This is a genomic window from Conexibacter arvalis (assembly GCF_014199525.1).
In the GTDB taxonomy this organism is placed as follows: Bacteria; Actinomycetota; Thermoleophilia; order Solirubrobacterales; family Solirubrobacteraceae; genus Conexibacter; species Conexibacter arvalis.
Genome location: NZ_JACHNU010000009.1, coordinates 1 through 26,988 on the forward strand (window position 1 = coordinate 1; position 26,988 = coordinate 26,988).

The window sequence follows — 26,988 nt, forward strand, 5'->3', positions numbered from 1 at the left end:
CTTGTCCTGGCCCGCTGGCCCCGCCGCCGACCACGAGAACCTCACAAATAGAAAGCCCCGCCCGAGGCCGCCGCGCACTTTGCGCGACAGCCTCGCTTGCGGGCCTTTCGTCGTTCCGGGAGGCCGCCGGGGCGGGCGACGGCGGCGCTCAGCCGCTGGCCTGGATCTGCTCGCTGAGCGCGGCGAGCTGCCTGCGCACGTCGCCCTCGGCCCGCTTCAGCTCGGTGATCCCGCCGGTCCCCTCGGCGCGCGCGACGGCGACGGCGCGGGCGAGCCGTCCCAGCTCGAGCACGAGCCGCGCGTGTTCGAGGCTCGGCGAGGTCGCGCCGCTGTCGTTCGCCTCCTTCACCAGCTCGAAGACGAACTGCTCGACGTCGCCGTCGGGGACGTCGTCCATCGGCGCCTCCAGCCGCCCGGGGGCGCGCAGGTGCTCGGCGCAGCGGCGGGCTATCGCGCTGGTGAGGTGCTGCTCGGGGTCGATCCATGCGAGCGCCTGCGCCCCCTCGCGCGGCAGCGCGACGCAGAGCGCGAGAAAGTCCCGCTCGGCCCGCGCGCTGGCGGCCGGCGCGCTCGCGACCGAGGTCGCCGTCGGCGCCGGCGCGCCGCGCTCGGGTCCCGGGTCGGCATCGGCGAGCGAGGCCCAGTAGGCGCTCTCGTCGTCGGCGCCCGGGCCCTCCCACGACGGCTCGTGCCGGCCGGACTCGCCGGACCAGCGGTCGTCCCAGCCGCCGTCGCCCGCGGCTGGCGCCGAGGCCGTACGCGCGGGGGCCGCGGCGGCCGGCGCGGCCTGCTGCTCCAGCAGGGTCGCGGCGAGCTGGTCGGAGAGGCCGAGGCGCGCGGCGATGCGGGCGATCAGCTCCTCGCGCAGCACGCTCGGCGGCACCGGCGCGATCACCGGGCGCAGCTCGGCGAGCGCGCGGTCCTTGCCCTCGGCGTCACCGAGGTCGGCGCTGGCGAGCACCTTGTCGACGTGGAAGGAGACGAACGGGACCGACCTGCCGACCCGCTCTCGGACCGCCTCCGCCCCGTCGCGCTGGATCAGGTCGGCCGGGTCCATCCCCTGCGGCAGCGAGACGACGCGCAGCTCCAGTCTGCGCCCGGCCGCGATCCGCGACGCGCGCACCATCGCCTCCTGGCCGGCGCCGTCGGCGTCGAGCGCGAGCACGAGCGTTCTGGCGGTCCGCTCCAGCTCGCGCGCCTGCTCGTCGGTCAGCGAGGTGCCCATCACGCCGACGGCGTTCTCGATGCCGGCCTGGTGGAGCGCGAGGACGTCGGTGTAGCCCTCCGCCAGGACGATCGACCCGGCGCGCGAGGCGGGGCGCCGCGCGATGTCGATGCCGAACAGCTGGCTGCCCTTGTGGAAGACCTCGCCCTCGCTCGTGTTGAGGTACTTCGGCGGCTGGTTGTCGCGCATCGCGCGGGCGCCGAAGCCGACGACGCGGCCGCGCGAGTCGGCGAGCGGGAACATGATCCGCTCGCGGAAGCGGTCGTAGAGCGATCCGCGGCGCTGCCTCGAGCGCTGCGCCAGCCCGGTCGCCAGCAGCTCGTCCTCGCTGAAGCCGGCCTGGCGCGAGCCGAGCAGCATCTTGTCCCACGCGCTCGGCGCGTAGCCGACGCGGAACGTTCTCAGCGTGCTCTCGTTCAGCCCGCGCGCGGCGAGGTAGTCGCGCGCCCGCGCCGCCTCGTTCGACTCCCACAGGTAGCGGGCGTAGTAGGCGGCGGCGCGGTCGAGCAGCGAGTGGAGCCGCTCGCGGCGCTCCCGGCGCGCTCGCGCCTGCGGATCCTCGTCCTCCAGCTCGAGCGCGACGCCGAACCGCTGCGCGAGCGACTCCAGCGCGCCTCTGAAGTCGAGCCCCTCGGTCTGCATCACGAAGTCGAACGGGTCTCCCGACTCCTGGCAGCCGAAGCAGTGGTAGTGCTTCTCCTCCGGGCGGACGTGGAAGGAGCCGGTGCGCTCGTCGTGGAACGGGCAGCGGCCGAAGTACGAGTTGTGCCCGGCCCGGCGCAGCTCGGTGCGCGTCGAGACGAGCGCGATCATGTCGACGGCGTCGCGGACGCGGTCCTTGGAGTCGGCGGTGTAGCGGCTCACGGGTCGAAGGCGTTCGGGACCGCGAGCGACTGGAACTGGCGGATGCAGTAGCGGTCGGTCATCCCCGCGAGGTAGTCGGTGACGCGCGCGGCGAGGTCGTCGTCGTGCTCGGGCAGCAGCGACGGCAGCTGCTCGGGATGGGCCGTGTAGTGGTCGAAGAGGGAGCGCAGCACGAGCTCTATCTTCCCGTGTTCGGCGCGCGCGGCCGGTCCGAGGTAGACGCGCTCGAACATGAAGCTGCGCAGCGCCGCCATCGCCGCCCCGGCCTCCTCGCCCTGCGCGATGTCGCCGGCGCGGGCCGACTGCTCGACGACGTCGTGGACGAGCGCGTCGATCCGCTTCGGCCCGGTCGCGCCGAGCACGGCGATCGGCTCGCGCGGGAGGTCGGCCTCGGCGAGCACGCCGGCGCGGACGGCGTCGTCGATGTCGTGGTTGATGTAGGCGACCCGGTCGAGCAGGCGGACGATCCTCCCCTCGGGGGTCGCGGGCATCGGCGCGCGTCCGGAGTGGCCGGCGATCCCGTCGCGGACCTGCTCGGTGAGGTTGAGGCCGGCGCCGTCGCGCTCCAGCCGCTCGACGATCCGCAGCGAGTGCTCGTGGTGGCGGAAGCGCCTCCCGAAGCGCTGCTTGACGCAGCGGTCGATCACGTCCTCGCCGATGTGGCCGAACGGCGGGTGGCCGAGGTCGTGGCCGAGCCCGATCGCCTCGGTCAGGTCCTCGTTGAGCCCGAGCGCGCGGGCGACGGTCCGCGAGACCTGGGTCACCTCCAGCGTGTGCGTGAGCCGGGTGCGGTAGTGGTCGCCCTCCGGCGCCACGAACACCTGCGTCTTGTGCTTCAGCCGCCGGAACGCCTTGCTGTGGACGATCCGGTCGCGGTCGCGCTGGAACGGCGTCCTCAGCCCGCACGTCTCCTCCTGCCGCTCGCGCAGCGCCGGGTACGAGCGGGTCGCCTGCGGCGCCAGCGTCGCCTCCTCGATCTCGCGGACGCGCGCCTCGAACGCGTCCGCGACGGGGCCGGTCGGGTGAGTGCGCGTGAGCGACGACATCGCACCACTGATTCTGGCACTGCGCGAGGCGTCGAGCCGACGCGTTCGGCTGCGCGGTACACGCCTGTTTGCAGTTGCGCGCCGATACGCCACTTTCCCTTACAGTGCCCGCCACCCAAACCAGGAGGGAACATCGATGAAGCGATTCGTGCGCATCGGGGTCATCGCGGGACTCGTGCTCGCCGTCGCGCTCGCCGGCTCCGCGACCGCCGCGAAGCTGATCACCGGCAAGGACATCAAGGACGGGTCGATCGGCCTCGCCGACCTCAGCAAGTCGGCGAAGAAGGGGCTCAGAGGCAAGGCCGGCAAGCGGGGCCCTGCGGGGCAGGCCGGGCCCGCCGGCGCGCCCGGACCGGCCGGGCCGGCGGGGCCGGCCGGACCTGCCGGACCGCCCGGGGCGCAGTCGATCGCGACGGTCGTGAGAGCAGTGACGGTCACGGCGCCGCCGGATGACGCCGCCCGGGGCGAGGCCAGGTGCCCCGCCGGAATGGTCGCGGTCGGCGGCAGTGTCAACCACTGGGCGATGTATCCGGGCGTCGACGAGCCGAGCGCGGACGGGACCGGCTGGGTTGGCGTCGTCTACAACCCGGCTTCGACGGCGGAGACGTTCGACGTGACGGTCATCTGCGCGACCGGTACCGCGACCGTGCCGGCGGCGGCTGCGGCCGGCCTGGCGAGCCCGCGTGCGGCGAAGGCGGCGCTGCGCGAGCGCTTCGCGGGCCGCTGAGGGTCCGATGTGAGCGGAGCGGCGGCGGATGGGGCATTCGCCGCCGCTCGCGTGTCGTCTGGCGGCCTTACGCTCGCGCCGCCACCCGCTCGGCCGCCGCCGCGCGCGCCGCGGCGACGCGGGCGATCGGGACGCGGAACGGGGAGCAGGAGACGTAGTCGATGCCCGAGTGGTGGAAGAAGTCGATCGAGTCGGGGTCGCCGCCGTGCTCGCCGCAGACGCCGAGCTTCAGCGCGTGCTTCGTCTTGCGGCCCAGCCAGGCGGCCATCCGGACCATCTGGCCGACGCCGGGGGTGTCGAGCGTCTCGAACGGGGAGCGGTCGATGATCTTGCGCTCCAGGTAGACGCCCATGAACTTCGACTCGACGTCGTCGCGCGAGAAGCCGAGCGCGGTCTGGGTCAGGTCGTTGGTGCCGAAGGAGAAGAAGTCGGCGTGCTCGGCGATGCTGTCGGCGAGGAAGCAGGCGCGCGGCAGCTCGATCATCGTGCCGACGAGGAAGTCCTCGCCGACCTCGAGGCCGCGCTCGTGCGCCGCGTCGCAGACCAGCCGGCGCAGCGTCTCCAGCTCGATCTCGTAGTCGACCAGCGGGATCATCACCTCCAGCAGCGGCGCTCTGCCGGTCCGCTCGCGCACCGCCGCGGCGGCCGCGAAGATCGCAACCGCCTGCATCTCGTAGATCTCCGGGTAGAGGATCCCCAGCCGGCAGCCGCGCGTGCCGAGCATCGGGTTGACCTCCTCCAGCGCCTTCACGCGCACGAGCGTCCGCTCCAGCTCGGCGACCTTGCCGCCGCCCGCGCCGCCGAGCGCCGCGCCCTCGTCGCGCAGGCGCTCCAGCTCGTGCTCGATCTCGTGGCGCTGCGGCAGGAACTCGTGCAGTGGCGGGTCGAGCAGGCGGATGCAGACCGGCGCGCCGGCCATCGCGTCGAAGAGGCCCTCGAAGTCGGCCTGCTGCAGCGGCAGCAGCTCGGCCAGCGCGGCCCGGCGCCGCTCCTCGTCCTCGGCCATGATCATCGCCTGCATCTTCGGCTGGCGGTCGGCGGCCATGAACATGTGCTCGGTGCGGCAGAGGCCGATCCCCTCGGCGCCGAATCTGCGCGCCCGCTGGGCGTCCTGGGGCGTGTCGGCGTTGGCGCGCACGCCGAGCGTGCGCAGCTCGTCGCTCCACTCCAGCACCTGCTCGAACTGCGGGCTCCACTCGGCGGCGACGAGCGGGACGTCGTCGGTGGTGATCAGGCCGGTCGAGCCGTTGATCGCGATCTGCTCGCCGGCGCGGACCACGACGCCGCCCGGCGCCCGTATCTCGCCGCCGTCGACGTCGATCTCCAGCGAGGAGGCGCCGCAGACGCACGGCCGCCCCATCCCGCGCGCGACCAGCGCCGCGTGCGAGGCCTTGCCGCCCTCGCTCGTCAAGATCCCTCTGGCGGCGTGGAAGCCGGCGACGTCGTCGGCCTCGGTGAACGGCCGCACGAGGATCACCGCTCTCCCCTCCTCCGCGGCGGCGACGGCGTCGTCGGCGGTGAAGACGACCGCGCCCTTCGCCGCGCCCGGCGAGGCGGCGACGCCGCGCGCTATCGCACGGACCTCGGCGTTCGGGTCGAAGGTCGGATGCAGGAGCGCGTCGAGCTTGGCGACGTCGACCGTCAGCAGCGCCTGCTCCTTGCTGAGCAGCCCCTCCTCGACCGCGTCGACGGCGAAGCGCACGGCGGCCTGCGCCGGCCGCTTCGCGTTGCGCGTCTGGAGCATGTAGAGATGCCCCTCCTCGATCGTGAACTCGACGTCCTGCATGTCGCCGTAGTGCGACTCGAGCGTTCTGAGGATCTCCATCAGCTCGGCATGGGCGTCGGGCATGATCTCGGCCAGCTCGGCGATCTCGCGCGTGTTGCGGACGCCCGAGACGACGTCCTCGCCCTGGGCGTTCTGGAGGAAGTCGCCGGAGGGCTCGGGCGCGCCGGTCACCTCGTCGCGGCTGAAGGCGACGCCCGAGCCGGACGTGTCGCCCTTGTTGCCGAAGACCATCTGCTGGACGTTGACCGCCGTCCCCCAGTCGTCGGGGATGCGGTTGATGCGGCGGTAGTGGATCGCGCGCTCGCCCATCCACGAGTCGAAGACGGCGCGGATCGCCTGGCGCAGCTGCTCGCCCGGGTCCTGCGGGAAGCGCTCGCCGGTCTGCTCCTCGAACAGCGCCTTGAAGCGCCCGGTCAGCTCGCGCAGCGCGTCGACGTCGAGCTCGGTGTCGAGCTTCACGCCGCGCTCGCCCTTCAGCTCCCTGATCGTCGCCTCCAGCCGCTCGCCCGGGACGCCGCGGACGACGTTGCCGAACATCTGCACGAAGCGGCGGTAGGAGTCCCACGCGAAGCGCGGGTTGCCGGTCTTCGCCGCGAGCCCCTCGACCGAGACGTCGTTGAGGCCGAGGTTGAGGACGGTGTCCATCATCCCCGGCATCGACTCGCGCGCGCCGGAGCGGACCGAGACCAGCAGCGGGTCCTCGCCGTCGCCGAGCCGCTTGCCGACGAGCGCCTCGAGCCGCTCCAGCGCCGCGGCGACCTGGCCGGCGAGCCCGTCCGGCTCGCTGCGGTCGGCGCGCATGTACTCGACGCACGCCTCGGTCGTGATCGTGAAGCCGGCGGGCACCCGCTCGGCGCCGAGCAGGCGCGTCATCTCCGCGACGTTGGCGCCCTTGCCCCCGAGCAGGTCGCGCATCTCGCGCGACCCCTCCGAGAAGTCGTAGACGTAGGTGTCGCGCCGGGTTTCAGTGGCGGTCTGGGTCTCGGTCATCCGGGCACTCTAATGGTCGGACCACTTTGATGGCGCCGGACGCGCGCCAGCGGGCGCAGATGGACGTGCGCGTGGTGCTCGGCGGTCTCGGCGATCGCGCGCTCGGCCTGGCGCAGCGCGCGATCGCCGGCGTCCGGCGCCTCGGCCAGCGGGCGGCCGAGCGCGGCGACGAGGAAGCCGTGCGCCTCCTCGCTCAGCGGGAAGGCCGACGCCTCGCAGGCGGTGCAGACGACGCCGCCGGCGGCGCCGGAGAAGCCGCTCAGGTGGTCGCTCTCGCCGCAGGAGGCGCACGACGCCAGCTGCGGCGTGAAGCCGCCGGCGACGAGCAGCTTGAGGCGGAAGGCGAGCTGGGCCGCCGGGCGCGCGTGGACGGGGTCGCCGTCGAGCAGGCGCAGCTCGTTGGCGAGCAGGTGGAAGACCGCGGGGCTCGGGTCGTCGGTCTCGAACAGGCGCGCGACGGCATCGCAGGCGCGGGCGGCGGCGTCGAGCGTGTCGGCCCGCTCGCGCAGCCTGCCGTGCGCGGCCAGCGTGTCGGCGCTCGTGACGGTGTGGAGGTCGCCGCGGCTGAGGTGGAGGTTGACGCTGAGGTGGAAGAACGGCTCCAGCCGCGCGCCGAAGCGGCTGCGCGTTCTGCGGGCGCCCTTCGCGATCGCGCCGACGCGCCCGTGCTCGGGCGTGTACAGGTGGAGGATCCGGTCGGCCTCGCCGTAGCGGATCGAGCGCAGCACGATCGCCTCGGTGCGCAGCGAGCGGCGGCTCATCGGCCGGCCCTCCCTGCCCCGCGCGCCGGCGGCCGCGCGGCACCCGAGACGCGATCGTCTCGGAGATCGTCGGACATTTCGACCGAGGTCGCTATATTCAATGAAGTAATGGCCAAGATCACGCTCTACACGACAGATTTCTGCCCCTACTGCGTCCGCGCGAAGCAGCTGCTGGAGAAGCGGGAGCTGGCGTTCGAGGAGGTCAATCTCGCACGCGACCCCGACGGACGCGCGAAGCTCGTCGAGCTGACCGGGATGATGACCTTCCCCCAGATCGTCATCGGCGAGCAGCCGATCGGCGGCTTCGACCAGCTCGCCGCCGCCGACCGCAGCGGCAAGCTCGTCGAGCTGCTCGCGGCGTAGCCGCGGCCTCCCGCCCGCGCCCCTCTCCTAGATCCGCTTCGCCTCCAGCAGACGCCGCAGGAAGCGGCGGGTCTCGGGGTGCTCGGGCTCGGTGAAGATCCGCTCAGGATCGCCGCGCTCGACGATCAGCCCCTCGTGCAGGAAGCAGACCTCGTCGGCGACCTCGCGCGCGAACCCCATCTCGTGGGTGGTGATCAGCATCGTGATCCCCTCCGCCTTCAGCTCCCGGACCGCCTCCAGGACCTCCCCGACCAGCTCGGGGTCGAGCGCGCTGGTGACCTCGTCGAGCAGCAGCGCCCGCGGGCTCGGCGCCAGCGCGCGCACGATCGCGACGCGCTGCTGCTGGCCGCCCGACAGCCGGTCGGGATAGGCCTCCTCGCGGCCGGCGAGGCCGAAGCGCGCGAGCAGCTCGCGCGCCCGCGTCTCCGCCTCCGCCTTCGGCACGCCGTGGGCGCGCCGCGGCGCGAGCGTGACGTTGTCGAGCACGGTCAGGTGCGGGAAGAGGTTGAACGCCTGGAAGACCATCCCGAGCCGCTTGCGGACGCCGTGCGGCTGGACCGCGGGGTCGGTGATCACCTCGCCGTCGACGAGCACGTCGCCGTCGTCGATCTCGTCGAGCAGATCGATGCACCGCAGCAGCGTCGACTTGCCCGAGCCCGACGCGCCGATCAGCGCGACCGCCTCGTGCTCGCGCACCTCAAGGTCGATCCCGCGCAGGACCGGCAGCTCGCCGTAGGCCTTCGTGACGCCGCGGACCTCGATCACCGGTCTGCTCACGCCGTCACCGCCTCGGCCGACTGCGCCTTGCGTCTGCGCGCCTGCATCCGGTCGACGAACCGCGCGAGCGGGACGGTGACGCAGATGTAGAGCATCGCCGCGGCGATCAGCGGCGTGTAGTTGAAGTTCGACGAGGCCTCGATCTGGGCGACGCGGAACGCCTCCAGCGGGCCGAGCACCGAGATCAGCGCGACATCCTTCTGCAGCGAGATGAAGTCGTTCAGCAACGGCGGGACGACCCGTCTGACGGCCTGGGGCAGGATCACGAACCGCAGCGACTGGACGCGGTTGAGGCCGACGGCGAGCGCCGCCGCCCGCTGGCTCGGGTGGACCGACTCCAGACCGGCGCGGTAGACCTCCGCGACGTAGGCCGAGTAGGCGAGCGCGAGCGCCGCGCCGCCGAGCACGACCGGGTCGCTCGGGAGCCCGTCGAGCGCCAGCGCCGGGATGCCGAAGCCGATCAGGTAGACGAGCAGGATCGTCGGCACGCCGCGCATCACGTCGGTGTAGACCGACAGCAGCAGCCGCACCGGGAACAGCGCCGGCGAGCGCGTCGTGCGGCCGAGCGCGATCGCGAGGCCGAGCACCAGCACGATCGCCTCGACGATCAGGAACAGCTTGACGTCGAGCCAGAAGCCTCTGAGGACGTCCGGGAAGCTGGTCCGGAACGCCTCCCACGAGAAGAACGTCTCGCGCACGTCCGGCCAGCCGGGGCTGGTCAGGATCAGCAGCGCGAGGCCGCCGATCACGACGACCGAGGAGCCGGCGGCGATGAGGAAGCCGCGCCGCTCGCGCCGCCGTCTGGCGGCGGCGCGGACGGCACGGCGATCGCTGGGGCTCTGGTCGATGGCGGACAACGCCGTCGTCGTGCTGGCGGTCGGGCGGTGCGGCGGTCGGTCGGGCTAGCGCAGCTCGGGCGCGCCGGCGGCCTCGCCCATCCACTGCTGCTCGAGTCTCGCGAGCGTGCCGTTGTCTCTCAGCTCGTCGACCGCGTTGGAGACGCACTCGGTCAGCGACGAGCCTCTCTGCAGCAGCGCGCCCCACGAGTCGCCGCCCGGCGCCTCGAACTGGCCGACGATCGTCGCCTCCGGCACCTGCGCGGCGGTCAGGTAGAAGGCCGACGGCAGGTCGACGACGACGGCGTCGACCTGGCCCTGCTTGAGCGCGCGGACGACGTCGTTGGAGTCGTTGAAGACCTTCGGCTGCTTCGACGGCTCGATGTTCTCGGTGACCGCGTCGAGGCTGGTCGTGCCGATCTGGACGCCGATCTGGACGTCCTTCAGGTCTTCGAGGCTGGCGACTCTGGCGGCGTCGCCCTCTCTCAGCGCGACGACCGCCTGCGGCGCCGTGTAGTACGGCGAGGAGAAGTCGACCGCTCTCTCGCGCTGCGGCGTGATCGAGATCTGGTTGACGTCGAAGTCGAACCGCTTCGGGCCGGGCGCGTAGGAGGAGTTGAACGGCTCGACGACCCATCTGACCTCGTCCTCGGAGAAGCCGAGCTGCTTGGCGATCGCGTAGGCGACGGCGCTCTCGAAGCCTCTGCCGTTGGTCGGGTCGTCGTCCTCGAAGTACGGCGGGTAGGCCGGTCTGTCGGTCGCGACCGTCAGCTGGCCGTCGTTGACGAGTGTGAGGTTGCCCTTCTCGCAGGCCTGCGCGGCCGTGGTCGCGGCGCCTCCGGCCGTGGTCGAGGCGGTCGTGTCCGACTCGTCGTCGGACCCGCAGGCGGCGATCGTCAGCGGCAGCGCGGCCGCCGCGAGCAGCGCGACGGCGTGACGGCGTGTGGGACGCATGAAAGGAGCTTCGCTTCCTCGTGAGGGGTCGGAGAGGTTATCCCGATAGCCGGTCGGGCTTTGCGGGATTACAGGATCGTAACTCAGAACAGCGTCGGATCGCCGCCGGCATGCGCGCGCTCGACGTCGAGGATGCGCAGCTTGGTGGCGACGCCGCCCGGAGCGGAGAAGCCGCCGGTTCTCCCGCCGGCGGCCGTGATCCGGTGGCAGGGGACGACGATCGGCCACGGGTTGGCGCCGAGCGCCTGCCCGACCGCGCGGGCGGCGCCGCGGTCGGCGCCGAGCCGGTCGGCGAGCGCGCCGTAGGTCGTCGTCTCGCCCGGACGGATCTGCCGCGCCGCCGCGTAGACGCGGGCGTGGAACGGCGCGAGCCCGTCGTCGTCGAGCGGGATGTCGGCGAGGTCGTCGTCGGCGCCGGCGAGCAGCGCGACGATGCCGGCGCGGGCGCGGGCGGCGAACGGCGGGAGCGGCGTGCCGGCTGGTCGTCCGGGCGCGGCGCCGTGTTCGACCGCGCCGGGTGTGCGCCGCAGCAGGTGGGTGCGCAGCTGCGCGTCGCTCGGCCCGGGCAGCGCGACCGCCGTCAGCCCGCGCTCGCTCCAGGCGATCCCGCAGCGGCCGATCGCGGTGTCGAAGAGCAGGAATCCGGCCATCGTCGCGACCGTACCACCGCCCCGGGACGACGCGGACGCCTGGAACTCCGGTCGTTTGCACCCCTCAGCGGGGTGCAGACGACCGGAGTTCCGGGGTGAGCGGCGGTCGGCCTAGCGGGTCATGGGGACGATTCTGGCTCCGCGCGGGCGGGGCTGGCAGCGCTCGCAGACGTAGGTGCCGCGGCCGGCGGCGAGGATCTTGCGGATCGGGCCGCCGCACTCGAGGCAGCCCTCGTCGGCGCGGCGGTGGATCAGGAAGCGGTCCTGGAAGGATCCACGCGCGCCGTCGAGGTCGCGGAAGTCGTCGATCGAGGCGCCTCTCGCGTCGATCCCGGCGCGCAGCGAGTCGAGGATCGCGTCGCGCAGCAGGCGCCACTGCTCGGTCGTCACTCTGCCGGCCGGGCGCAGCGGGTGGACCTTCGCGCGGAAGAGCGCCTCGTCGGCGTAGATGTTGCCGACGCCGGCGATCCGTCTCTGGTCGAGCAGGAACGCCTTGATCGGCGCCCGCGACCCTCTCGCCAGCGCTCTGAGGTGCTCGGCGGTGAAGGCGTCGGAGAACGGCTCGACGCCGAGGCGGGCGTCGAGGTAGGCGTCGAGCTCGGGCTCGCCGGCGAGCAGCCAGCCGGTGCCGAAGCGGCGCGGGTCGACGAAGCGCAGGTCGTGGCCGTCGTCGAAGCCGAAGTGGGCGCGCGTGTACGGGGTCCCCTCCGGCGCGTCGTAGAGCAGGTTCCCGGTCATGCGCAGGTGGATGAGCAGGTACAGCTCCTCCTCCGCCTCCCAGATCAGGTACTTGCCGCGACGGCGGAAGGCGACGATCTCGCGTCCGAGCAGCGGGGCGACGACCTCGTTGGGCGCGCGCGGCGCCGTCCAGCGCTCGTCGCGCACGGCGTAGGCGACGAGCGTGCGCCCGACGAGGCGCGGCTCCAGCTGGCGGCGGACCGTCTCGACCTCGGGCAGCTCGGGCATACGGGCGACGAGGGTAGCTGGTCGACCGCGTCTGCCGGCGCGCGGCCGGCGCGGCGGCCCGGCCCCGCGTTCAGTGCCCGACGAGCGACTTGAGCGCGACGAGCAGCAGGCCGACGCAGGTCAGGGCGACGCCGGCGACCAGGCTGCGCCCGACGCCGACCCCGGCGCTGCGGTAGGCGGCGAAGGCGTAGAGGCCGAGCACCCCGACGCCGAACCACTTCGCGGCCGTGAACGCCGTCTCCAGCTCCATCCAGTCGAGCGCGGCGAGCACGAAGAAGACGATCGGCGCGAGCGCCGCGAGCCCGTGGACGGCGATCCCGGCGAGGATCTCGCGGCGGTCTCTCCCCCGCAGCGGCCGGTGGAGCTGGATCATCTCCTGCAGGAACTCGGCGTACGCCTCCGCGACCGCGACGACGAAGACCGCGCCGACGATCGAGACGATCGCCGTCCCGGCGGAGGCGCGCTCGTGGTCGAGCACGAGCACCAGCGCCAGCACGACGATCGAGCCGTAGACGACGTTGCCGGCGTGGCCGGCGATGACGTGGTGGCGCAGCCAGGGCCAGAGCACGGTCTGGAGTATCGCGGCTGCGGTCGAGCGCCGTTGCCGTCAGCGCGAGCGCCGGACCGGCAGATACGGGCGCAGCTCGTCGCTTGCCCAGTACGGAACGCCCGGCAAGCCATCGGCGACGGCTCGCAGAACGCTGGGCAGGTCGCCAGCCGTCTTCCAGACCGTGCGACTGCGTCTCGGATCGTCGTCGCTCCAGACCGAGTCGATGACGGCCGCGAGGCCGCCGTCTGTCGAGCGCTCCGCGAAGACGAGGTTGCTGTCCTCGCGTTCCTCGAGCCGCGCGATCAGACGCGACTCGCCGATCTCGAGCTCTGCCACCGGCGGCTCGGAGCCCGGCGGCGGGATCGCCGATCCGTCGAGATCCCAGAACGACGCCATCGAGCCGTTGGTCTCGATCCAGCGCTCCCGTTCGGGTGCGTTGAGACACATGCCGGAGCATTCGCGGTCGTGGAGGAAGCCGAGCGCGGCGTCGAGCAGCTCGAGATAGCGGGGCTCGCGGCAATCGAGGCCGCAGGTCTCCTCGATCAGCTTGTGGCCGGCATAGAGCGCCCATCCACCCTGAGCGAAGGCGGCGTCGACGATCTCTCCGATGGCGCGCTGCCGGTCGATCCGCATCGCTTCGTAGGTCGGCGCGACTCGATCCGCGTAGATCGAGAAGGTCGAATCGCGCGGCCGGAACAGCTCCCGCCCGTCGTAGGTGATCAGGCTGGCGGTGATCGTGTCCGCGAGACCGTCGAGCACCGCCGCGGGGACGAGCGTGCGCGAGCGACCGGTCAGCCGCCGGAGGAGGCTCACGTCCGCTCCTGAGCGAGGCGGCTCGCCTCCTCAGCTGAGATCCGGCGGATCCGGTACGAGTCACCTCCTCGGGAGCGGAAGACGGCCCAGCGCGAAGCGGGCTGCCCGAGCGCGAGCCAGACGGCGAGGACGACCGGCCAGGCGAACATCTTCGCGAGCGTGGCGCCGAGCCACGGCAGATTGGTGACGTACGCCTCGAAGTCGCTCCCGAAGGCATGGTTCCACCCGAGCCCCGCGCGCGACGCGCACACCGGCCACGCGACCAACCAGCCCGCGACGTACGTCAAGGAGACGACGAGACCGAACTCCATTCCCAGGCCTCAGTAGTTCTTGCCGTGGCGAGGGCAGAGCCATCCGTGACGTCCGCAGGTGTTGCACTGCGTCGTCATGCTGCCCCCGTTGCCCTTGCAGATCTCGCAGCGCTCCATGCGCACGCGCTTGCCGCACTTGCGGCACTGGCGGTCCTGGTAGACGGCCATCTCAACCTCCCCGGTCGACGTGCCTCGAGGTGCGAGGCGAGCGGCAGCCTACTGCTTACCGGTTACGTGATGCTCCACCAGACGGATCAGGCCACGAACGGCCGGCCGGGCAGCGCCGGCGCGTCGCGGGCGGCGAGCCAGCGCAGGACGCTGGCGCCGACGTCGGCGAGCGGGCCGTCGTGGCGGCGGCCGCCGTGGCCGTCGAAGCGCGCCAGCAGCGGCGCGTGCTCGCGCGTGTGGTCGGTGCCGGGATGGGCCGGGTCGACGCCGTGGTCGGCGGTCAGCACGAGCAGGTCGCCGGGGCCCAGCAGCGCCTCCCAGCGCGCGACGGCGGCGTCGATCTCGCGCAGCGCGCCGTGGAAGCCCGCGACGTCCTTGCGGTGCCCGTAGACCTGGTCGGTCTCGATCAGGTTGACGAACAGGAAGCCGTCGCCGACCGTCTCCAGCAGCTCGGTCGTCGCGGCGATCGCCTCGGCGTTGGTCGCGCCGGGATGCAGCTCGTCGAAGCTTCCGGGGCCGAACAGCTGGCCGACCTTGCCGACCGCGCGGGTCGGGACGCCGGCCTCGCGCAGCTCGTCGAGGTGGCTGCGGCTGGTCGGCGGCAGCGCGAAGTCTCTGCGCTCGCGCGTGCGCTCGAAGGCGCCGGGCGGGCCGCCGAAGGGACGGGCGATCACGCGCGCGACGGCGTGCTCGCCGACCATCACGCGGCGGACCTGGGCGCACAGCCGGTGGAGCTCCTCGACCGGCGTCGCGTCGACGTGCGCGGCGATCTGCAGCACGGAGTCCTGGGAGGTGTAGACGATCAGCGCGCCGTCGCGCAGTGCCGCCTCGCCGTGGTCGTCGATCGCGGTGAGGCCGTCGCTGGGGGCGTTGCAGACGACGCGACGGCCGCTGGCGCGCTCGATCGTCGCGACGATCTCGGGCGGGAAGCCGTCGGGGTAGGTCGGCCGCGGCGCTCTCGCGACGACGCCCATCAGCTCCCAGTGGCCGGTCGTCGAGTCCTTGCCGGGGCCGAGCGCGTGGAGCCGGCCGTGGAGGACCGGGCTCGCCGCCGGCGGCACGCCGTCGAGCGGCAGGATCGAGCCGAGCCCGAGCCGCTGCAGGTTGGGCAGGTCGAGCCCGCCCGCCAGCTCGGCGAGATGGGCCAGCGTGTTGGTGCCGGCGTCGCCGTAGTCGGCGGCGTCGGGCAGCGCTCCGGCGCCGACCGCGTCGAGCACGACGACGACGGCGCGCCGCGCGCTCCGTGGCTCGCTCACAGGTCGTCGCGACCGAGCTGCGCCCGCGGGTGCGCGTCGAAGTAGACGTCGCGCAGACGCTCGGCCGAGAGGTGCGTGTAGATCTGCGTCGTCGCGATGTCGGCGTGTCCGAGCATCTCCTGCAACGATCGCAGGTCGCAGCCACCGGCGAGCAGATGGGTCGCGAAGGTGTGGCGGAGCGTGTGGGGGCTCATCTTGTCGCCGAGCCCGGCCGCTCTCGCGTGGCGCTGGACGATCTTGTAGAGGCCCTGGCGCGTCAGCCCGTGGCCGCGCTGGTTGACGAAGACCCTGCGCTCGTCGCGGTCGCCGACGAGCAGCGGCCGGCCGCGCTGGAGGTAGTGGCGCAGCGCCTCGAGCGCCTTGGAGCCGATCGGGACGAGCCGCTCCTTGCTGCCCTTGCCGTTGGCGCGCAGGACGCCGTCCTCGACGTCGAGCTCGTCGAGCGTCATGTCGACCGCCTCGGAGGCGCGCAGCCCGCAGGCGTACATCAGCTCCAGCAGCGCGCGGTCGCGCAGCGCCGCCGGGGTCGTCCCGCGCGGCTGGGCGAGCAGGTGCTGGACCTCGTCGCGCGTGAGGACCTTCGGCAGCCTCTTGCCGCGCGGCGGCCCCTTCAGCTCCGCGGTCGGGTCGACGTGGAGGATCTCCTCGCGGCGCAGGTGGCGGTAGAAGGAGCGCAGGCAGGCGACCTTGCGCTGCACGGTCGTCGCCGCGGCGGGCGCGCGGTCGGGCCCGCCGGCGGTCAGGTCGGCGACGAACGCCGCGAGGTCGCCGTGCTCGACGCGCAGCGCGTCTCTGCCGTGGCGGGCGAGGAAGGCGCCGTACTGCAGCAGGTCGGAGCGATACGCCTCCAGCGTGTTGCGGCTGAGCCCGCGCTCCAGCTCCAGGTAGGCGATGAAGTCGAGCACCAGGTCCTCGAACGATCCGGTGCGCAGGGGGGCGATCGTCGGCGTCGTCTGCATGGTCGCGCCTAGCTTCTCCCCCGTCTCGCGCGGTCCTGCTCGCCGGGCGGCGGCTTGCAGGCGCCGGTGCCGGCCGCGTGGCGGAGCGCGCTACCGCGCGAGGCGCTGCTTCAGCAGCAGCAGGCCGACGAGCGACTTCGCGTCCTCGCACTGGGCGATCGCCTCGTCGATTCTCGCCAGCGGCCACGGGACGACGTCGATCCGCTCGTCCTCCTCGACCTCGGGGCGCGGGACGTCGCTGAGGCCGGTCGCGAGGTAGAGGTGGAGCTTCTCGTCGCTGAAGCCGCAGCTGGTGAAGAAGCTCTTCAGCGGCTCCCAGGTCGTCGCGGCCTTGCCGATCTCCTCGGCCAGCTCGCGCCTCGCGGTCTCCTCGGGCGGCTCGCCGTCGACGTCGAGCTTGCCGGCCGGGACCTCGAGCAGGTCGGGGACGCCGCAGATCTCGCGCGGCTGGCGCACGAGCCAGACGTGCTCGTCGTCGTGGGCGACGATCCCGACCGCGCCCGGGTGGTGCATGTTGTCGCGGTCGACGACGCTGCCGTCGGCGTGGCGGAAGTGCTCGACGCGCACCTCGACGACGTGGCCTCTCCAGATCGTCTCGCTCTTGACCTTGACGAACTCGCTGCTCATGCGGTCTCCACCATCCCTGCCAATGTCGTGCCGGCCGCGAGCGCGGCCGCGAAGAACGGCTCGTCCTCCTCCAGCTCCCGCCCCATCGTCCGCGCCGGCAGGCCGCTGGCGCGGTAGCCGGCGAGATCGGCGCGCGCCTCGTGGACGACGTGGCCGCGCCGGCGCGCGTCGGCGAACGCCGGGTCGGCGGCGCCGAGCGGGACCGGCAGCGTCACCGGTCCCAGCAGCAGCTCGAGCACCGTGCGCGTGTGATGCGAGAGGCCCTGGTGGCGCGGGCGCGGGTCGCCGGAGGACATCCGCGCGACGAGCACCGTCGGGCAGCCGAGCGCCAGCGCCGCGTGGGCAGTGTCGAGCGCGACGATCCCGCCGTGGCCGAGCGCCGAGCCGGAGCCAAGGATCCCCGGGCCCGGGCCGGCGAGCGCGATCTCCCAGCCGCGCTCGGCGAGGCCGTCGTGGAGCGCGCCGGCGGTCGTGATCGCCTCGCCGTCGGCACCGCCGAATGAGGGCCCGGCGGTGACGTGCTCGACCAGCAGCCCGCGCGCTCTCAGCTCCCGCACCGTCGCCGACATCGCGCCGGGCAGCGCGCCGCCGGCCGTCTGCACGTAGCCGACGCGGGTGCCCGGCCGCAGCTGCGCGATCGCCCACGCGACCGGCGCCAGGTGGCCGTGGAGCGGGAAGGCGGCGACCGGGCGGCCGAGCGGGAGCTTCAGCGTCTCGCCCTCGACCGGCAGGACGGCGTGCTGGAGGCTCGTGTAGTTGAGCTTCATCACGTGCGCGCCGGGCAGGCCCTCGCCGTCGAGCCCGCTCGTGAGGTTGACGTGGACGACGTCGAAGCCGCCCGAGCCGAGCGCGAGATCGCGCGCCTCGACGTTCACGACGACCTCGTCGCCGAAGGCGCAGGCGCCGACCAGCGCGACGTCGGCGACCGCCGGCCGCCGCTCGCCGGCGAGGTCGACCGTCAGCTGCTGCCACGGCCCGTCGGCCGGGTCGTCGGCGATCACGACCGTTCCGCGCCGCAGCTTCAGCACAGGACCACGGCGCTCTCGTCGACCAGCGCCAGCGCGACGTCGAGCATCCCCTCCAGCGCGGCGACGGAGACGCGTTCGTCGACCTGGTGGGCGCGCTCGGTGCCGTTGGCGAGGTTGAGGCACGGGAAGCCGGCGGCGATGAAGGCGTTGGCGTCCGAGCCGCCGCCGGAGGCGATCCGGCGCGGCACGTAGCCGCACGCCTGCAGCGCCGCCTCGGCCGCCGCCAGCTGCGGCGACGACGGTCTGACGCGGTAGCCGCGGAACAGCGCCTCGACGGTGACGTCGACGTCGCATTCGGCGGCGTTGGCGCCGTCGTGGAGGTGATCGACGATCTCGGCGACCGTCGTCTCGACCTTCGCGTCGTCGATCGAGCGCGCCTCGGCCTCGATCCGGCAGCGGTCGGGGACGACGTTGACGCCCGATCCGCCGGAGATCACGCCGACGTTGGCGGTCGTCTCCTCGTCGATGCGGCCGAGCGGCATCGCGGCGATCGCGCGCGCCGCGGCGGCGATCGCGCTGCGCCCGAGCTCCGGCTCGATGCCGGCGTGGGCGGCGAGCCCGCGGAAGTCGGCGACGACGCGGTGGTAGGTCGGCGAGGCGACGATCACCTCGCCGATCGGCGTCGCGTGGTCGAAGACGAAGCCGAAGGCGCTGCGCAGCCGCGCGACGTCGAACGCCTTCGCGCCGGCGAGCGCGTTCTCCTCGCAGACGGTGAACAGCAGCTCGATCGCGACCGGCGGCGGCTCGGCGACGGCGCGGCGGGCGACGGCGAGCATCACCGCGAGCGCCGCCTTGTTGTCGGCGCCAAGGATCGCCTCGTGGCGGTTCTCCCAGCCGTCGTCGACGAGCACCGGCTCGACCGGCCCGGTCAGCGGCACGGTGTCGAGGTGGGCGCAGAGCAGGATGCCGGGGACCGCGGGCGCTCCGGCGCGCTCGTCGCGCGACGGGATCCGCGCGAAGAGGTTGCCGGCGTCGGAGCCGACGAGGGAGCCGGCGCCGTCCTCCTCGACCTCCAGGCCGAGCGAGCGCAGCTCCGCGGCGACGCGGTCGGCGCAGGCGCGCTCGCGCCCGAACGGGCTCTCGATCGCGCACAGCTCGGCGAACAGCTCGTTCAGCTGCCGCCGCTCCCCCTCGTCGGCGCGTCTCACGCCGTCGCGCTGCTCGCGCCGCCCTGGACGGCGACCTCGGCGGGCGCGGCCGGCTGCGCGGCCTCGCCGCCGGCCGTGCCGCGCGCGACGGCGCGGTCGAGCGCGGCGCGCACGAACCCTCTGAAGAGCGGCGCGGCGCGCTGCGGGCGCGACTTGAACTCCGGGTGGTACTGCGAGGCGACGAAGAACGGGTGCTCGGACTCGGGCAGCTCGACCGCCTCGACGAGCTGGTCGTCGGGCGAGGTGCCCGAGCAGATCAGGCCGGCCGACTCGAGCCTGCGGCGGAGGTGGTTGTTGACCTCGTAGCGATGGCGGTGGCGCTCGTAGATGACCGGCTCGCCGTACAGCTCGCGGACGCGCGTGCCGTCGTGCAGCTTGACCGGGTCGGCGCCGAGCCGCATCGTGCCGCCGAGGTCGGAGATCTCCTTCTGCTCCGGCAGCAGGTCGATCACCGGGTAGGGCGTCTCGGGGTCGAACTCGGTCGAGTTGGCGCCGGGCATGCCGGCGACGTGGCGCGCGAACTCGGCGACGGCGACCTGCATGCCGAGGCAGATGCCGAGGTACGGCAGGCTCTGCTCGCGCGCGACCCTCGCCGCGGCGATCTTGCCCTCGATCCCGCGGCCGCCGAAGCCGCCGGGGACGAGCACGCCGTCGGCCTCGCCGAGCCGCGCGAGCGCGTCCTCGGTCTCGAGCTGTTCGGAGTCGATCCAGTCGACCTCGATCTGGGTCCCGTGCTCGATGCCGGCGTGCTTGAGCGACTCGACGACCGACAGGTAGGCGTCCTCGAGCTTGATGTACTTGCCGACCAGCGCGATTCTGACCCGCTGTCTGGCGCCGACCGCGCGCGCGGTCAGCTCCTCCCAGCCGGTCAGGTCGGGCGCGGGCGCGTCGGCGATGCGGAAGTGGTCGAGCACGAAGTCGTCGATCCCCTGCTCGCGGTAGACGAGCGGGACGCGGTAGATGTGGTCGACGTCGACCGCGGAGCCGACCGCCTCGACCGGCAGGCCGGCGAACAGCGCGATCTTCTTGCGGATGTCCTTCGTCAGCAGCGACTCCGAGCGGCACAGCAGCATGTCGGCGCCGATGCCGATGCGGCGCAGCTCGTTGACCGAGTGCTGCGTCGGCTTCGTCTTCAGCTCGCCCGCGTGGCCGATGTAGGGCACGAGGGTGAGGTGGATGTACATGCAGTTGCGGCGGCCGACGTCGGACTGGAACTGGCGGATCGCCTCCAGGAACGGCAGCGACTCGATGTCGCCGACGGTGCCGCCGATCTCGGTGATGACGAAGTCGACGTCGGCGGCGTCGGCCATCAGCTTGATCCGCTGCTTGATCTCGTCGGTGATGTGCGGGATCACCTGGACGGTGCCGCCAAGGTAGTCGCCGCGGCGCTCCCTGCGGATCACCGAGTTGTAGATGCCGCCCGCCGTCACGTTGCTGCCGCGGCGGGCGTTGACGTCGGTGAAGCGCTCGTAGTGGCCGAGGTCGAGGTCGGTCTCGGCGCCGTCCTCGGTCACGAACACCTCGCCGTGCTGGTACGGCGACATCGTGCCGGGGTCGACGTTGATGTACGGGTCGAGCTTCTGCAGCTGGACCGTGAACCCGCGCGCGACCAGCAGGCGCCCGATCGATGCCGCCGCGATCCCCTTGCCGAGCGAGGAGACGACGCCCCCGGTGACGAAGATGAAGCGGGTCGTGCCGCTGGACGGGGCGTCAGGCATGCGGGGTCCTTCCGATCGAGTCTAGATGACGCAGGATGGGGGTCCGCTCGATCAACGCCGAAAGCGAGCGGAACTCCCCGTAGACGGTGAGGGCGAGGACGACCGCGAGCGCGATCGCCTGGCCGGTCGTCCCAAGGGTCAGAATCAACCACAGGCCGGCGAGGCCGCCGATCAGGTTCGCGCCGGTGTCGCCCAACATGGCGCGCTCGCGCAGGTCGTAGAGGCCGGCGACGAGCACCGGCGCCGCGAACAGGCCGAGCGCCCACAGCGGGCCGGTCTCCCACGCGCCGAGCGTCAGCGCCGCCGCCAGCAGCAGGAACGCCTTCGCCGAGCGGCCGGGACGCAGGTCGAGCAGGTTGAAGAGGTTGGTGGTGAGCACGAGCAGCGCGACGGCGAGCAGGTACTGGCCGTCGTCGTACCCCTGTCCGGCGAGCACGAACAGCGCGAGGCCGAGCGAACCGAGCGCCTTCAGCGCGCCGGTGCTGAAGCCGCCGCCGAGCACCGCCGCGCCGTGGCCGCGCCAGCCGCGCGGTCTGCCGGCGAGCAGGTCGTCGACGAGGCCGAGCAGCGCGACGCCGAGCGCGTAGGTCGCGACGAGGCCGAGCTCGGGCGCGAACAGGTCGGCGTCGGCGAGCTGCTGCAGCGCCGCCAGCGGCGCGAGCGCGACGACGGCGGCCGCGACGATCGCGACCCCGCCGGGGAACGGCAGCCTGGCGCCGCGGTAGTTCTCGCGGGTCAGCCCTTCCGCTGCGAGGTGTCGCAGGATCGCCGGCGTCATGAGGATCGCCGCCGCGAGCGCGACGAGGGTCGGAAGGGATTCCACGTGGAAGGAAGGTAGCGGGCGAGGCGGACGGCGGCGGCGCCGCGAGGCTGCTACAGCACCGGCGGCAGTCTGCCGCCGTCGGCGCTCGGCTTGACGCCGAAGTGGCCGCGCTCGCCGGCGAGCACGAAGACCAGCGCGGCGCGGCCGAGCGGGTCGTCGAGGTCGTCGACGCTGGAGAGGTCGTGATCCTTGAACCACGGGATCTGGGACGGCTCCGCGTCGGTCGTCTCGACGCCGACGACCGGGATGCCGTCGACCTGCAGGCCGCGCATCAGCCCGCGCTCGAACTCCTCGACCGCCTCCGCCTCCTCCGGATCGTCGATCTCGTGATCGTCGCGGACGATCACGACGGCGTCGGCGCCCTCCAGCGTGCCGCTGCCCTGGTCGAGCAGCGTCCCCTTCACCCTTCTCAGCAGCTCGCCGCCCTGCGCGAACTGGATCCCGAGGCGGGTCGCGAACGGCGACAGCAGCGACGGGTCCTCGGCCAGCCGCTCGTAGCGGGTCCCCTTCGACGCCTTCGCGAGCGCCTCGACGTCGAGCGGCAGCCGGATCGCGGAGACCGACGCGAGACGGCCGCCGGAGCCCTGGAGCGCGTCGCGCGTCAGGTTCCACATCTTGTCGGAGGTTCCGCCGAGCTCGACCAGCGCGATTCTCATCCCGTCGAGGCGGCCCGCGACCATCGCCGGGTAGGCGTCCTGCTCGAAGTCGCGCCGCTCCTCCAGCTCCTCGCGCGCCTCGTCGCGCTCGCTCTGCGCCTGGCGGACGTCCTCGCGCAGGGAGGCGCGGATGTCTCTCTCGGCGCTGGAGACGAGCCCCTGGTCGCCGACCGCGACGCCGAGCAGCAGCCCGATCACGAGCGCGAGGAAGACGGCGACGAGCGAGAGGGCGTGGTAGCGGAAGCTGAGCATGCGGGGGTTTCGGCGGTTCTTCTGGTCGGGGACGTGTCGGGGCGTGCGGCGGGGCGCGGCGGTCAGGCGTCGATGCCGAGCAGCACCTGCAGCTTCAGCCACAGGAGGTCGGCGACGTCGTGCAGCGCCGGGGTGAGGAGGATGACGACGATCAGCGCGACGAGGCCGGTCGCGGCCAGCAGCAGCACCGGCGCGACGCCCGGCTGCGGTCTGTAGAGCCGGCTCACGCCCTTGGCGTCGACGAGGATCTCGCCGACGCGCAGGCGCGTGAGGAAGGTCGACGCCATCCCCTTGCGGTTCTTGTCGAGGAACTCGACGAGGTTGAAGTGCGATCCGACCGAGACGATCAGCTCGGCGCCCTTCTCGGCGGCGATCAGCATCGCGATGTCCTGGCTGGTGCCGGGCGCGGGGACGAGCTTGTAGTCCAGCCCGAGCGACTCGAGGTAGTTGCGGCCCGGCGCGCGGCCGTCGGGGTAGGCGTGGACGACCAGCTCGGCGCCGCTGCGCAGCGTCGGCTCGGTCGCCGAGTCCATGTCGCCGACGATCATGTCGGGCTTGAAGCCCTCGTCGATGATCGCGTCGGCGCCGCCGTCGACGCCGACGAGCACCGGCTTGACGTCGCGGATGTAGGCGCGCAGCGCCTTCAGATCGCGCTTGTGGTCGACGCCGCGGACGACGATCAGCACCGGCCGGTCGCGGAACTCGGTCTCGAAGCGCGGCAGCTCCAGCTTGCCGGAGAGCAGGTCGCGCTCCTCGATCATGTACTGGACGGTGTTGGCGGCGAACGCCTCCAGCGCGTCTCCGATCTCGCGCCGGCGCTTCGCGGTCGCGGCCTGGACCTGCTCGGGCTCGTGGCGCTCGCCCTCCGCCATCAGCTGCTCGCGGCGCCACACCTGGCCGCCTCTGAGCACGATCGGGTCGCCGTCCTTGAGCGTCTCCATCAGGTCCGAGCCGGGGGCGTCGACGAGCGCGATGCCGGCCTGGACGACGAGCAGCGGCCCCATGTTCGGGTAGCGGCCGCTGGAGGAGGGCGAGCAGTTGACGACGCCGGCGATCCCGCAGGCGACGAGGTCCTCGCCCGAGACGCGGTCGAGATCCTTGTGGTCGATGATCGCGATGTCGCCGGGGCGCAGTCTCTTGACGAGGTGCTTGGTCCGCCGACCGATCCGGGCGATGCCGGAGACCTCGGGCGGTGCCGCGTCCGACCTGGACGCGGTGGGGCTGAAGACGGCCACGAACGCAACATTCTACGGGCCGGCCCCGACGTCGAGTCGGCCGGAAAGCGGTGCGAGGTCCCCAAGGACGCCGCGAGCGGCGGCGAGCCGACGCCTCAGGCCGCTTTGAGGAGCTCGCGCGCGTGCTTGCGGGCTGCTCTGTCGCTCTCGTCGGCGCCCATCATCCGCACCAGCTCGCCGAGCACGCCCGTTCTGCCGAGGTCGGTGACGGTCGTCGTCGCCGTCTCGCCGGAGCCGTCCTTCTCGATGCGGAAGTGGCACTCGGCATGCGCGGCGACCTGCGGCAGGTGGGTGATGCAGAGCACCTGCCGACCGGCGGCGAGCGCCCGCAGCTGCGAGCCGACGGCGCGGGCGGTGTGGCCGCCGATGCCGGCGTCGATCTCGTCGAAGACGAGCAGGCCGGCGCCCTCCTCGACGTCGGCGTTGGCGACGCCGAGCAGCGCCAGCATCACGCGCGAGGTCTCGCCGCCGGAGGCGACGTCGCGCAGCGGGCCGGCCGGCACGCCCGGGTTGGCGGCGATCAGCAGCTCGACGGTGTCGCCGCCGGTCGCGTTCGGCTCGTCGCGCTCGCCGAGCGAGACCTCGAAGCTCGCGCCGGCCATCGCCAGCTCGGCGAGCCGCTCGCGGACCGCCTCGGCGAGCCCGGGCGCCGCCGCCTCGCGCGCCATGCGCAGCTCGCGCGCGACCGCCAGCAGCCGCTCCCGCGCGGCCTCCAGCTCCGCGCGGGTCTCCTCCAGCGCCGCCTCGGCGCCGGTCAGCTCGTCGCGCCGCGCGCGGCACTCCTCGGCATGCGCCAGCACCGCCGCGATCGTGCCGCCGTGCTTGCGCTCCAGACGGGCGAAGGCGGTCAGCCGCTCCTCGACGACGTCGAGCCGGCCCGGCTCGCCCTCGATCGCCTGCTCGTAGCCGCGCAGCTCGGTCGCGAGGTCGTCGGCCTCGAGCACGAGCGCCCGGTAGCGGGCGATCAGCGGGTCGAGCTCGCCGTCGACGCCCTCCATCCCGTCGAGCGCGGAGAGCGCGGCGGCGAGACGCGTCGAGGCGCCCTCCTCCCCGCTCTCCGGCGCGATCGCCTCCGCGCCGGCGAGCGCGGCGCCGCGCAGCCCCTCGAGATGGCGCAGCCGCTCCCGCTCGGCGGCCAGCTCGTGCTGCTCGGCCTCGCTCGGGTCGACCTCCTCGATCTCGCGCAGCTCGTACTCGAGCAGGTCGAGCTCGCGCTCGCGCGCGCCGCCGATCGCCCCCAGCTCCTCGGCCCGTCTCACGAGCGCCCGCAGCTCGGCGTGCGCCGCGGCGGCCCGCGCGCGCCGCTCGCGCTGCTCGGGCCCGCAGAAGCCGTCGAGGATCTCCAGCTGCGCGGAGGCGAGCGTCAGCCGGCGGTGCTCGTGCTGGCCGTAGAACGCCAGCAGCTCCCCGCCCAGCTCGCGCAGGTCGCCGACCGTCGCCGAGCGGCCGTTGAGGTAGGCGCGCGTGCGGCCGTCGGGCCAGACGCGGCGGGCGAGCACCAGCTCCTCCGCGTCCGCGGGCAGGCGGTCGCCGAGCGCCTCCCGCAGCCGCTGCGGGAAGTCGAAGACGCCCTCGACGTACGCCTCGGCCGCCCCCGGGCGCACGATCCCGTTGCGGGCCTTGCCGCCGAGCAGCAGGTCGAGCGCGTGCGCCAGCATCGTCTTGCCGGCGCCGGTCTCGCCCGTCAGGACGTTGAGCCCCGGGCCGAGGCGCAGCTCGGCCCGCTCGATCAGCAGCAGGTTCTCGACACGCAGCTCGTGAAGCATGCGCGGCAGTCCATCACGGGCGCCGGACGGAACGATGCGAACAGACGTTCGCGCCCGCTAGGCCCCGCTCGCCAGCCGTCCGAACTTCTCGCGCAGGCGGTGGTAGAAGCTGGCGCCGTGGGACTGGGCGAGGGTGCCGATCTCGTCTCTGAAGCGGGCCGACAGCGCGCCGCCGGGCTGCAGCTCGCAGACCGGGCGGCCGTCGATCGAGACGTCGACCGGCTCCTCTCTGGAGCGGTTGCGGATCGTGATCGGGTCGGCCGGGGCGACGACGAGCGTGCGCGCCGTCAGCGAGTGCGGGGCGATGTAGGAGACGGCCAGCCCCTCGACGCCCCACGCCATCACCGGGCCGCCGTTGGCGAGGTTGTAGCCGGTCGAGCCGGCCGGGGTGGCGACGACGAGGCCGTCGCAGCGGACGCGGGCGACCTCCTCCTCGCCGACCTCGACCGACAGGTCGGCGACGCGCAGGCCCTGCTGGCGGTGGAAGGAGACGTCGTTCATCGCCAGCCACACGCCGCCGCCGCTCTGCGCCTCGATCCCCGGCAGCGTCAGCGTCTCGAACTCGCCGCGGAAGGCGTGGCGCAGGCCGCCGGCGACGTCGTCGGGGTCGACCGTCGCGAGGAAGCCGACCTCGCCGAAGTTGACGCCGAAGACCGGCACGCCGGTGCGCGCGTAGATCCGCAGCGCGTGGAGGATCGTCCCGTCGCCGCCGAGCACGACGCAGAGGTCGACGTCGGGTGAGGGCGTCGCGTCGACCTCGATCCCCGGCTCGGCGCGCAGGTCGTGCTTGACGGTCTCCTCCGGCGAGAAGCGCAGCGTGAAGCCGGCGGCGCGCGCGGCGGCGACCAGCTCGCCGAGCGCGGCGCTCGTCTCGATCGGGCGACGGTGCGTGAAGACCGTCGCGACCCTGCGCTCGCTCATCCCTCGACCTCCCGGGCCGCCGCTTCCAGATCGTCCACCGCGCCCGCGCGGCCGCCCTCGGCGAGCCGCACGAACGTCTCCTTGTTGCCCTTCGGTCCCGGCAGGCCCGACGAGACGTAGCCGAGCACCGCGGCGCCGTGCTCGCGCGCCGTCGCGCCGACCGCGACGAGCGCGGCGCGCCGGTCGGCGGCGTCGCGCACGACGCCGCCCTTGCCGACCTTCTCGCGGCCGACCTCGAACTGCGGCTTGACCATCGCGAGGCCGTCGAAGCGCTCGGCCATGGTCGCCAGCACCGCCGGCAGCACCTTCGTCAGCGAGATGAAGGAGACGTCGGCGACGAGCAGGTCGGGCGCGTACGGCAGCTCGTCGCGCTCCAGCCGGCGGGCGTTGCTGCGCTCCAGCACCGTCACCCGCTCGTCGGAGCGGATCCGCCAGTCGAGCTCGCCGTAGGCGACGTCGAGCGCGACGACGTGCGCGGCGCCGCGCTGCAGCAGGCAGTCGGTGAAGCCGCCGGTCGAGGCGCCGACGTCGAGCGCCCGCCGTCCGCTGACGTCGAGCCCGGTCGCGTCGAGCGCGTTGGCGAGCTTCGTGCCGCCGCGCGAGACGAACGCCGGCTGCGCCGTCACGTCGACCTCGACGTCGGCCGGCACGAGCTGGCCGGGCTTCTCCGCCCGCCGGCGCTCCCGGCCGAGCAGCACCTCCCCGGCGAGCACCGAGGCGGCGGCGCGCGAACGGGACGTGAAGATGCCCCGCTCGGCGAGCAGCGTGTCGAGTCGCATCTTCGTCGTCACCGCGCGACACGCTACCGGCAC

27 protein-coding genes are annotated in these 26,988 nt (G+C 73.3%); 2 read left to right on the forward strand and 25 right to left on the reverse strand.

The features are described from left to right. Positions 1-148: 148 nt before the first annotated feature. Entirely contained in the window at positions 149-2,089 is a 1,941-nt protein-coding gene (dnaG, locus tag BDZ31_RS21915) for a DNA primase (protein ID WP_183345177.1), read from the reverse strand. Then, positions 2,086-3,135: a deoxyguanosinetriphosphate triphosphohydrolase gene (locus BDZ31_RS21920; protein ID WP_183345179.1), complete on the reverse strand. Its 1,050-nt coding sequence runs from the start codon at positions 3,133-3,135 to the stop codon at positions 2,086-2,088. Before BDZ31_RS21920 ends, dnaG begins: the two co-directional genes overlap by 4 nt. On the opposite strand from BDZ31_RS21920, the gene BDZ31_RS21925 reads away from it, so the two are divergent. Beyond that, positions 3,122-3,862 (forward strand): hypothetical protein, encoded by a 741-nt coding sequence (locus BDZ31_RS21925; protein WP_183345182.1) that lies wholly within the window; start codon positions 3,122-3,124, stop codon positions 3,860-3,862. The genes BDZ31_RS21920 and BDZ31_RS21925 overlap by 14 nt on opposite strands. Before the next feature lie 67 nt (positions 3,863-3,929). Here BDZ31_RS21925 and ppdK read toward each other — a convergent pair whose 3' ends face one another. Both ppdK and recO read right to left on the reverse strand, forming a co-directional pair. Then, complete coding sequence (gene ppdK / locus BDZ31_RS21930) at positions 3,930-6,638, reverse strand: pyruvate, phosphate dikinase (RefSeq protein WP_183345184.1); 2,709 nt, start codon at positions 6,636-6,638, stop codon at positions 3,930-3,932. Further along, the gene (recO, locus tag BDZ31_RS21935; protein ID WP_183345185.1) at positions 6,635-7,399 is read right to left on the reverse strand and encodes a DNA repair protein RecO; all 765 of its coding nucleotides are present in this window, start codon (positions 7,397-7,399) and stop codon (positions 6,635-6,637) included. The genes ppdK and recO overlap by 4 nt, the downstream gene beginning before the upstream one ends. A gap of 108 nt (positions 7,400-7,507) precedes the next feature. Between recO and grxC the strand changes: the two genes are divergently transcribed. Beyond that, a complete protein-coding gene (grxC, locus tag BDZ31_RS21940) occupies positions 7,508-7,762 on the forward strand; it encodes a glutaredoxin 3 (protein WP_183345187.1) in 255 nt (84 codons plus the stop codon). Between the two features lie 27 nt (positions 7,763-7,789). Here the strand turns inward: grxC and BDZ31_RS21945 are convergent, their stop codons facing one another. The 21 genes from BDZ31_RS21945 to BDZ31_RS22045 form a co-directional block, all read right to left on the reverse strand. Next, a complete protein-coding gene (locus BDZ31_RS21945) occupies positions 7,790-8,539 on the reverse strand; it encodes an amino acid ABC transporter ATP-binding protein (RefSeq protein ID WP_343075669.1) in 750 nt (249 codons plus the stop codon). Beyond that, entirely contained in the window at positions 8,536-9,396 is an 861-nt protein-coding gene (locus BDZ31_RS21950) for an amino acid ABC transporter permease (protein WP_183345189.1), read from the reverse strand. The genes BDZ31_RS21945 and BDZ31_RS21950 overlap by 4 nt, the downstream gene beginning before the upstream one ends. Before the next feature lie 45 nt (positions 9,397-9,441). Next, positions 9,442-10,329 (reverse strand): ABC transporter substrate-binding protein, encoded by an 888-nt coding sequence (locus tag BDZ31_RS21955; RefSeq protein WP_183345191.1) that lies wholly within the window; start codon positions 10,327-10,329, stop codon positions 9,442-9,444. 83 nt (positions 10,330-10,412) lie between these two features. After that, a complete protein-coding gene (locus BDZ31_RS21960; protein WP_183345193.1) occupies positions 10,413-10,979 on the reverse strand; it encodes a methylated-DNA--[protein]-cysteine S-methyltransferase in 567 nt (188 codons plus the stop codon). A gap of 111 nt (positions 10,980-11,090) precedes the next feature. Beyond that, positions 11,091-11,945, reverse strand: coding sequence for a bifunctional DNA-formamidopyrimidine glycosylase/DNA-(apurinic or apyrimidinic site) lyase (gene mutM / locus BDZ31_RS21965; RefSeq protein ID WP_183345194.1), 855 nt, complete (start codon positions 11,943-11,945; stop codon positions 11,091-11,093). 70 nt (positions 11,946-12,015) lie between these two features. Then, positions 12,016-12,513 (reverse strand): hypothetical protein, encoded by a 498-nt coding sequence (locus tag BDZ31_RS21970; RefSeq protein ID WP_183345196.1) that lies wholly within the window; start codon positions 12,511-12,513, stop codon positions 12,016-12,018. Positions 12,514-12,552: 39 nt separating this feature from the next. Beyond that, the gene (locus tag BDZ31_RS21975; protein WP_183345198.1) at positions 12,553-13,254 is read right to left on the reverse strand and encodes a hypothetical protein; all 702 of its coding nucleotides are present in this window, start codon (positions 13,252-13,254) and stop codon (positions 12,553-12,555) included. 50 nt (positions 13,255-13,304) lie between these two features. Further along, positions 13,305-13,619, reverse strand: coding sequence for a hypothetical protein (locus BDZ31_RS21980; protein ID WP_183345200.1), 315 nt, complete (start codon positions 13,617-13,619; stop codon positions 13,305-13,307). Positions 13,620-13,628: 9 nt separating this feature from the next. Continuing rightward, positions 13,629-13,787, reverse strand: a complete 159-nt coding sequence (locus tag BDZ31_RS21985) for a hypothetical protein (RefSeq protein ID WP_183345202.1) — start codon at positions 13,785-13,787, stop codon at positions 13,629-13,631. A gap of 86 nt (positions 13,788-13,873) precedes the next feature. Next, positions 13,874-15,043: a phosphopentomutase gene (locus BDZ31_RS21990; protein ID WP_183345204.1), complete on the reverse strand. Its 1,170-nt coding sequence runs from the start codon at positions 15,041-15,043 to the stop codon at positions 13,874-13,876. Next, on the reverse strand, positions 15,040-16,002 hold the full coding sequence (gene xerD / locus BDZ31_RS21995) for a site-specific tyrosine recombinase XerD (RefSeq protein ID WP_183345206.1): 963 nt from the start codon (positions 16,000-16,002) through the stop codon (positions 15,040-15,042). Before xerD ends, BDZ31_RS21990 begins: the two co-directional genes overlap by 4 nt. A gap of 90 nt (positions 16,003-16,092) precedes the next feature. After that, the gene (locus BDZ31_RS22000) at positions 16,093-16,629 is read right to left on the reverse strand and encodes an NUDIX hydrolase (protein ID WP_183345208.1); all 537 of its coding nucleotides are present in this window, start codon (positions 16,627-16,629) and stop codon (positions 16,093-16,095) included. Continuing rightward, complete coding sequence (locus tag BDZ31_RS22005) at positions 16,626-17,657, reverse strand: DUF3866 family protein (protein WP_183345210.1); 1,032 nt, start codon at positions 17,655-17,657, stop codon at positions 16,626-16,628. The genes BDZ31_RS22000 and BDZ31_RS22005 overlap by 4 nt, the downstream gene beginning before the upstream one ends. Continuing rightward, positions 17,651-18,805, reverse strand: a complete 1,155-nt coding sequence (locus BDZ31_RS22010) for a M20/M25/M40 family metallo-hydrolase (protein WP_183345213.1) — start codon at positions 18,803-18,805, stop codon at positions 17,651-17,653. The genes BDZ31_RS22005 and BDZ31_RS22010 overlap by 7 nt, the downstream gene beginning before the upstream one ends. Continuing rightward, positions 18,802-20,523, reverse strand: a complete 1,722-nt coding sequence (pyrG, locus tag BDZ31_RS22015; protein ID WP_246345789.1) for a CTP synthase — start codon at positions 20,521-20,523, stop codon at positions 18,802-18,804. The genes BDZ31_RS22010 and pyrG overlap by 4 nt, the downstream gene beginning before the upstream one ends. Then, a complete protein-coding gene (locus tag BDZ31_RS22020) occupies positions 20,516-21,346 on the reverse strand; it encodes a hypothetical protein (RefSeq protein WP_183345214.1) in 831 nt (276 codons plus the stop codon). The genes pyrG and BDZ31_RS22020 overlap by 8 nt, the downstream gene beginning before the upstream one ends. A 50-nt stretch (positions 21,347-21,396) precedes the next feature. Beyond that, on the reverse strand, positions 21,397-22,254 hold the full coding sequence (locus tag BDZ31_RS22025; RefSeq protein ID WP_183345216.1) for a copper transporter: 858 nt from the start codon (positions 22,252-22,254) through the stop codon (positions 21,397-21,399). Between the two features lie 62 nt (positions 22,255-22,316). Further along, positions 22,317-23,489, reverse strand: a complete 1,173-nt coding sequence (gene steA, locus BDZ31_RS22030) for a putative cytokinetic ring protein SteA (protein WP_343075670.1) — start codon at positions 23,487-23,489, stop codon at positions 22,317-22,319. Between the two features lie 95 nt (positions 23,490-23,584). After that, on the reverse strand, positions 23,585-25,255 hold the full coding sequence (recN, locus tag BDZ31_RS22035; protein WP_183345218.1) for a DNA repair protein RecN: 1,671 nt from the start codon (positions 25,253-25,255) through the stop codon (positions 23,585-23,587). 57 nt (positions 25,256-25,312) lie between these two features. After that, complete coding sequence (locus tag BDZ31_RS22040; RefSeq protein ID WP_183345220.1) at positions 25,313-26,176, reverse strand: NAD(+)/NADH kinase; 864 nt, start codon at positions 26,174-26,176, stop codon at positions 25,313-25,315. After that, the gene (locus BDZ31_RS22045) at positions 26,173-26,967 is read right to left on the reverse strand and encodes a TlyA family RNA methyltransferase (RefSeq protein ID WP_343075671.1); all 795 of its coding nucleotides are present in this window, start codon (positions 26,965-26,967) and stop codon (positions 26,173-26,175) included. Before BDZ31_RS22045 ends, BDZ31_RS22040 begins: the two co-directional genes overlap by 4 nt. Positions 26,968-26,988: the final 21 nt, after the last annotated feature.